This window comes from Mycobacterium sp. (genome assembly GCF_035640695.1).
Taxonomy (GTDB): domain Bacteria; phylum Actinomycetota; class Actinomycetes; order Mycobacteriales; family Mycobacteriaceae; genus Mycobacterium.
In genome coordinates this window covers 34,388-41,264 of sequence record NZ_DASQVQ010000159.1, presented here as the reverse complement: position 1 = coordinate 41,264, position 6,877 = coordinate 34,388, and the positions used below count along the sequence as shown (strand labels likewise).

Below are 6,877 nucleotides of genomic sequence, written 5' to 3'. Positions count from 1 at the left end.
CAGTTCACTCATCGGGTAACCGCCTGGCGCCCACCGCGACCACGACGACGGCCGCAACCGCGACGAGCAGCATCGACAGGGCCACCGCGGCGTCGGCGTCACTTTCCCGTTGCAGATAGATCTCCAACGGCAGGGTGCGGGTGACACCGGCCCGCGAGCCGGCGAACGTCAACGTCGCCCCGAACTCCCCCAGCGACCGCGCGAACGCCAGCACCGCCCCGGATATCAGGCCCGGCGCGAGCAGCGGCAGCGTCACTCGCCACCACACCGTCGTCGGCCGGGCACCCAGCGTCGTCGCCACCGTCTCGTAGCGATCACCGGCGCTGCGGGCCGCGCCCTCCAGCGCGATCACCAGAAACGGCAGCGAGACGAACGTCTGCGCGAGCACCACCGCCGTCGTCGAAAAGGCGATGCGGATGCCCGCCGCGTCCAGATACTGGCCGATCAAACCGAGTTTGCCGAACGCATACAGCAGGGCAATGCCGCCGACCACCGGGGGCAACACCAGCGGCAGCAGGATCAGCGGCCGCACCACACGGACCAGCCAGGTGTCGCTGCGCGCCAGCACGAGCCCCAGCGGCACGCCGAACACCAGGCACAGCGCGGTGCTCGCCGCCGACGTGCGCAGGCTCAGCAACAGCGATGTGCGCGACGACTGGCTGGCGATCAACGAAAAGAACCGGGGCCAGTCGACTTTCGCGGCCATCGCGGCCAACGGCAGCACGACGAACACCGCCCCGACGGCAGCGGGCACATAGATCCACCGGGGCAGGCCGGCCGGCTCGGTCAAGGTTTGGCGAAGCCGGCCTGGCTCAGGATCTGCTGGCCTTCCTCGCCGGTGACCAGGTCGACGAACTTGCGTGCCAGTTCGGGCCGGCCGGACCCGTTAAGCACTGCGATCGGGTAGACGTTGACCGCGCCGGCCGCCTCGGGAAACGACACCGCCGTCACCTTGTCGCCTGCGCTTCGAGCATCGGTCAGGTAGACCAGACCGGCATCGGCCTGACCGCCGGTCACCTTGTTCAGCACGTCGGTGACCGACGATTCCTCGCTGACCGGCGCCAGGTGCACGCCCGTGCTGTCCTCGATCCGCCGGGTCGCCGAACCGCAGGGCACCGGCGGCGCGCAGACGACGACATCGAGACCCGGCCGGCGTAGATCGGCGAACGACGCAACGTGCTTGGGGTTGCCCGGCGCGACGGCGATCACGAGCGTGTTCGCCGCGAAGCTGACCGGGCTGCCGGAAAGCAGGCCCGCCTTGGCGACCTTGTCCATGTTGGCGGTGTCGGCGGAGGCGAACACGTCGGCGGCGGCGCCCTGGGTCAGTTGAGTGGCCAGGTCCGAGGAGCCTGCGAAGTCGAAATTCACCGAGGCGCCGCCGTAGGCGGCCTTGAAGCGGTCGGCGATCTTGATGAACGTCGTCTTCAGGGACGCGGCCGCGAACACCGTGACCTGCGGCGTCGAGGTGTGCTTCTGGGAAGAATCCGAGCCGCAACCCGCCAACCCGCCCACCAGGACCATGATTGCCGCAATTGCAACTCGGGACATGGCCAAACACTAGGCGATCGGCAGCACAAGATCGGGCTGACATCAGGCTCGCGGCGTGCCGGCTTTCCGTCGCTGGCTACTGTCCAGTAACATCTTCGCGAACTGGCGCCATGCACGAGGAGGTCACGGCGATGGAAATGCTCGTCACCGGCGGGGATACCGAACTGGGCCGCACGATCGCGGGCGGCTTCCGCGACGACGGCCACCAGGTCGTGATCACCGGGGCGCGCCGCGACGAACTCGAGGTCGCGGCCAAGGAACTCGACATCGACTGCGTTGTGTGCGACAGCACCGACCCGGTCAGCCTCGGTGACGCCGTGCCGCTGCTGCCGCATCGGCTGGACTCGATCGTCAACGTCCCGGCGCCGGTGTGGGCCCCGGGCGATCCGCGCACGTACACGCTGGCCGAGCGGGCCGCCGCGTGGCGTAACGGCCTCGACGCGACCGTGCTGGGCGCGGTGTTGATGGTCAACGCGATCGGCGACCACCTGCGGTCGGGCGGCTCGATCATCAATGTGCTGCCCGACAATCCGCGCGAAGGCACCGCCGAGGCGGCGATCAAGGCCGCGCTGTCCAACTGGACGGCCGGGCAGGCGACCTACTTCGGCACCCGCGGTATCACGATCAACACAGTGGCGTCGGGCCGCGGCGCCGAACCCGGCTACGAGGGTGTCCGCACCGGTATCGCGCCCACCGCCAGCAGCGAAATTGTCAGGCTCGCAATGTTTCTGACGACCCCCGCGGCGCGCCACATCACCGGCCAGACGCTGCACGTGAGCCACGGTGCGCTGGCTCACTGGGATTGAATTCCGCCGACCGGTCGTTTAAGCCCGCGTGACCATTCGACTCGGATTGCAGATCCCTAATTTTTCCTACGGAACCGCCGTCAGCGAGCTGTTCCCGTCCGTGATCGCCCAGGCCCGGGAGGCCGAAGCGGCCGGATTCGACACCGTCCTCGTGATGGACCACTTCTACCAACTGCCCGGCCTCGGCGAACCGGACGAACCGATGCTGGAGGCCTACACCGCCCTCGGCGCGCTGGCCACCGCAACCGAGCGCATCCAGCTGTCGACCCTGGTGACCGGCAACACCTACCGGAATCCCACGCTGCTGGCCAAGGCCATCACGACGCTGGACGTGGTCAGCGCCGGGCGGGCGATCCTGGGCATCGGCGCCGGCTGGTTCGAACTCGAACACCGGCAGCTCGGCTTCGAGTTCGGCACCTTCACCGACCGCTTCGAGCGGCTCGAGGAGGCGCTGCAAATCATCATTCCGATGACCCACGGCGAGCGGCCCACGTTTTCCGGCAAGTGGTACCACACCGAAAACGCCGTCAACGAACCCCGCTACCGCGACCACATCCCGGTCATGATCGGCGGCGGCGGCGAGAAAAAGACGTTCCGGCTGGCGGCCCAGTACGCCGATCACCTCAACATCATCGCGGCGATCGACGAGCTCCCGGGCAAGCTGGACGCGGTCAAGCAGCGCTGCGCCGAGGCCAATCGCGACCCCGCCACGCTGGAAACCAGTGCTCTGCTGACTGTCGTGGTGGACGAGAGCGGGGAGGCACCCGAAATGCCCGAAGCGCGGACCGCTCGTGCGGTCATCGGCAGCCCCGAGCGGATCGCCGAGCAGATCCAGCACCGGGTACTGGATGCCGGCATCGACGGCGTGATCGTCAACCTGCCGACTCACGGCTTCACCCCCGGGGTCATCACGAGGGTAGGAGAGGCGCTCAAGCCGCTGGTCGGCGCCTAGTGCCGACCCAGTACAGAGGTGGTCAAAACCACAGCAAACCGAGCAGCGACCGAGGGGTCGGCGCGACTAACGTTGAAGGCGTCAGCCGCCGTCCCCATCGAGGAGCCAGCATGACCGCCGCCCCCGAAGCCCCGGTTGCACCCCAACAGCGACATCGGGTTGTCGTGATCGGCTCCGGTTTCGGCGGGCTCACCGCGGTCAAGGCGCTCAAACATGCACCGGTCGACATCAAGATGATCGCCCGCACCCAGCACCACCTGTTCCAGCCGCTGCTCTATCAGGTGGCGACCGGCATCATTTCCGAGGGTGAGATCGCGCCCGCTACCCGGGTGATCCTGCGTAGGCAGAAAAATGCCGAGGTGCTGCTGGGCAACGTCGTCCACATCGACCTGGGTGGCCGGTATGTGATCTCGGAATTGCTCGGCCACCGCTACAAGAACGAGTACGACACGTTGATCGTCGCGGCGGGGGCCGGTCAGTCATACTTCGGCAACGATCATTTCGCCGAGTTCGCTCCCGGCATGAAGTCGATCGACGATGCGCTCGAGTTGCGCGGCCGTATCCTCGGTGCGTTCGAGCAGGCCGAGCGGTCCAGTGACCCGGTGCGGCGCGAGAAGCTGATGACGTTCACGGTCGTGGGCGCGGGACCGACCGGCGTGGAGATGGCCGGGCAGATCGCCGAATTGGCCGACCACACGATGAAGGGGTCCTTCCGCAACATCGATTCGACGAAGGCTCGGGTGATCTTGCTCGACGCGGCGCCTGCCGTGCTGCCGCCGATGGGTGAAAAGCTCGGCAGGAAGGCGCAGGCGCGGCTGGAGAAGATGGGGGTGGAGATCCAGCTCGGCGCGATGGTCACCGACGTCGACCGCAACGGTTTGACCGTCAAGGATTCCGACGGCACGGTGCGCCGCATCGAATCGGCATGCAAGGTGTGGTCGGCAGGCGTGTCGGCCAGCCCGCTGGGCAAGCAGATCGCCGAGCAGTCCGGCGGGGAGACCGACCGCGCGGGCAGGGTAAAGGTGTTGCCGGATTTGACCGTTCCCGGTCACCCGAACGTGTTCGTGATCGGCGACATGGCCGCCGTCGAGGGCGTGCCCGGCGTGGCGCAGGGCGCCATCCAGGGTGCGAAGTACGCGGCCCGCGCGCTGAAGGCCGAGCTGAAGGGTGCCGACCCGGCCGAGCGTGAACCGTTCCAGTACTTCGACAAGGGCTCGATGGCCACCGTGTCGCGGTTCTCCGCGGTCGCCCAGGTCGGTCCGCTGGAGTTCGGCGGCTTCATCGCGTGGCTGGCCTGGCTGGTGCTGCACCTGGTGTATCTGGTCGGCTTCAGGACCAAGATCACCACGCTGATCTCGTGGACGGTGACGTTTCTGAGCACGCACCGCGGCCAGCTGACGATCACCGAGCAGCAGGCGTACGCCCGGACCAGGCTCGAACAACTGGAGGAGATCGCCGCGGCGGCCGAGGGAGAAAGGGCGGCGAGTTAGTTTCCCGCGGCCCCGCGGCCGCATCTAGTCGCGCGGCTCGAGGTTCTGCAGCCGCACCTGGCCGCGGGCCACCACGCGGTCGTCGCCGTCGGTGATCGTGATCAGCCACAGTTGCTGTCGTCGACCGCGGTGCACCGGCGTGGACACCGCCGTCACCGTGCCCGAGCTGATGGCGCGCAGGAAGTCGGTGTTGTTGTTGACGCCGACGACGTGGCCGCCGCCGTTGTCCGACAGCCAGGTCTGGCCGGAGATACTGGCAAGGCTTTCGACGATCGAGCAGTACACACCGCCGTGCACAATTCCCCACGGCTGCAACAGCTTCGGCTGGATTTGCAGTTCGGCCCGGCCGCCGTCGGGCGTCATTTCCAGATACGTCAGACCGATCTCCTTGTCGAATCCACCGAAGTCGGCCGGCAGCTGCGAAGTCATGGCCTCGTGTCTACACGCCGACGTTCGTCCACTGCGTGCGGGGGCGCGGCCCCAATTCGGCAAGACCTTCTCCGCACCGGCGCGTGTGATCCGACTCACAGCCTGATCAAACGCCAGGTGAACGGCGGTTCGGACAACGTGCGCCCGGGCGGACACGGAGTGCCACGTGCGCGCGCGTACGACGGTCAGTAGTAAACCAGTAGTACGCTTAAGCCCGTTGCAGCAGGAGATGAATGAACATGGCCAAGCTGACTCGTCTGGGTGAACTCGAGCGTGCGGTCATGGACCACCTGTGGTCGGTGCCCGACCCCCAGACCGTTCGTCAGGTACACGAGGCGCTCGCGGCGCAGCGGGACCTGGCCTACACCACCGTGATGACGGTGCTGCAGCGGCTGGCCAAGAAGAATCTCGTGGTGCAGCACCGAGACGATCGGGCACACAAATATGCCCCGGTGCACGGCCGCGACGAGCTGGTCGCCGGGCTGATGGTCGACGCGCTGGACCAGGCCGCGGATTCCGGCAGCCGCGAGGCCGCGCTGGTGCATTTCGTCGAGCGTGTCGGCGCCGACGAGGCCGCCGCGTTACGCCGGGCGCTGGCCGAGCTGGAGGCCAAGCACCGGACACCCCCTCCGGCTGGCGATTCCGGCACGCCCTGAGAGAGACTTACCCCGTGTCCGCGCTGGCCTTCGCACTCGTCGCGCTGCTTCTGGTCGGACCCGTGCCCGCCCTGCTGGCTCGAGCGACGTGGCCCATGCGCGCTCCCCGTGCGGCCATCGTGCTGTGGCAGGCCATCGCCTCTGCGGCCGTGCTGTCGGCGTTTTCCGCAGGCATCGCAATCGCCAGCCGGTTGTTGGTGCCGGGTCCCGACGGGCGGCCGACCGCGACGGTCGCCAGCGAGGTGCGGGTGCTCGGCTGGCCGCTGTGGCTGCTGTACGTCGGGGTCTTGTTGGTCACGCTGCTGATCGGGGTGCGACTGGCCGTTGCGGTGATGCAGGTTGCGATCGCGACCCGGCGCCGCCGGGCGCACCACCGCATGGTTGTCGACCTCGTCGGCGACTGCCGCCACGGCGTCAACGGCCTGCGAATTCTCGATGTCGCCCAGCCGCTGGCTTACTGTCTGCCCGGTGTGCGCAGCCGCGTGGTGGTCAGCGAGGGCGCGCTGACCACGTTGAGCGACGACGAGATGGCCGCGATCCTGTCGCATGAGCGCGCACACCTGCGGGCGCGCCACGACCTGGTGCTGGAGATGTTCACCGCGGTGCACGCCGCTTTTCCCCGTTTCGTGCGCAGCGCCAGCGCGCTTGACGCGGTGCGCCTGCTGGTGGAACTGCTTGCCGACGATGCGGCGGCCCGCGTTACCGGTCCCACGCCGCTGGCCAGGGCGCTCGTCACGTGCGCGTCCGGATCGACACCGTCGGGTGCGCTGGCCGCCGGTGGCCCGACCACGGTGCTGCGGGTGCGCCGCCTCGCCGGTCGCGGCAACAGCCGGACAGTCGCCGGCGCGGCCTACCTCGCCGCCGCTGCGGTGCTCGTGGTGCCGACGGTAGCGCTGGCGGTGCCCTGGCTGACCGAGCTGGATCGGCTGTTCTTCGCCTAGCGGCTGCCGTGCGCCTGCCCGGAGTTGTTAACAACAGAAAACGACGAAAGGCCCG

8 protein-coding genes are annotated in these 6,877 nt (G+C 68.1%); 5 read left to right on the top strand and 3 right to left on the bottom strand.

Translation table 11 applies throughout. The features are described from left to right. Window positions 1–4: 4 nt before the first annotated feature. Entirely contained in the window at window positions 5–790 is a 786-nt protein-coding gene (locus tag VE759_RS19025) for an ABC transporter permease (RefSeq protein WP_324935309.1), read from the bottom strand. Continuing rightward, window positions 787–1,548 (bottom strand): molybdate ABC transporter substrate-binding protein, encoded by a 762-nt coding sequence (modA, locus tag VE759_RS19020; protein WP_324935307.1) that lies wholly within the window; start codon window positions 1,546–1,548, stop codon window positions 787–789. The genes VE759_RS19025 and modA overlap by 4 nt, the downstream gene beginning before the upstream one ends. Before the next feature lie 131 nt (window positions 1,549–1,679). On the opposite strand from modA, the gene VE759_RS19015 reads away from it, so the two are divergent. The 3 genes from VE759_RS19015 (at window position 1,680) to VE759_RS19005 (ending at window position 4,796) form a co-directional block, all read left to right on the top strand. After that, window positions 1,680–2,354, top strand: a complete 675-nt coding sequence (locus VE759_RS19015) for an SDR family oxidoreductase (protein ID WP_324935317.1) — start codon at window positions 1,680–1,682, stop codon at window positions 2,352–2,354. 28 nt (window positions 2,355–2,382) lie between these two features. Continuing rightward, entirely contained in the window at window positions 2,383–3,306 is a 924-nt protein-coding gene (locus VE759_RS19010) for an LLM class F420-dependent oxidoreductase (RefSeq protein ID WP_324935305.1), read from the top strand. A 110-nt stretch (window positions 3,307–3,416) separates the two neighbouring features. Continuing rightward, window positions 3,417–4,796, top strand: coding sequence for an NAD(P)/FAD-dependent oxidoreductase (locus VE759_RS19005; RefSeq protein WP_324935303.1), 1,380 nt, complete (start codon window positions 3,417–3,419; stop codon window positions 4,794–4,796). Between the two features lie 24 nt (window positions 4,797–4,820). Here VE759_RS19005 and VE759_RS19000 read toward each other — a convergent pair whose 3' ends face one another. Then, window positions 4,821–5,225, bottom strand: coding sequence for a PaaI family thioesterase (locus VE759_RS19000; protein ID WP_324935301.1), 405 nt, complete (start codon window positions 5,223–5,225; stop codon window positions 4,821–4,823). A gap of 239 nt (window positions 5,226–5,464) precedes the next feature. On the opposite strand from VE759_RS19000, the gene VE759_RS18995 reads away from it, so the two are divergent. Continuing rightward, window positions 5,465–5,881, top strand: a complete 417-nt coding sequence (locus VE759_RS18995) for a BlaI/MecI/CopY family transcriptional regulator (RefSeq protein ID WP_324935315.1) — start codon at window positions 5,465–5,467, stop codon at window positions 5,879–5,881. Between the two features lie 14 nt (window positions 5,882–5,895). Next, entirely contained in the window at window positions 5,896–6,822 is a 927-nt protein-coding gene (locus VE759_RS18990) for a M56 family metallopeptidase (RefSeq protein WP_324935299.1), read from the top strand. The last annotated feature ends 55 nt before the right edge of the window (window positions 6,823–6,877 follow it).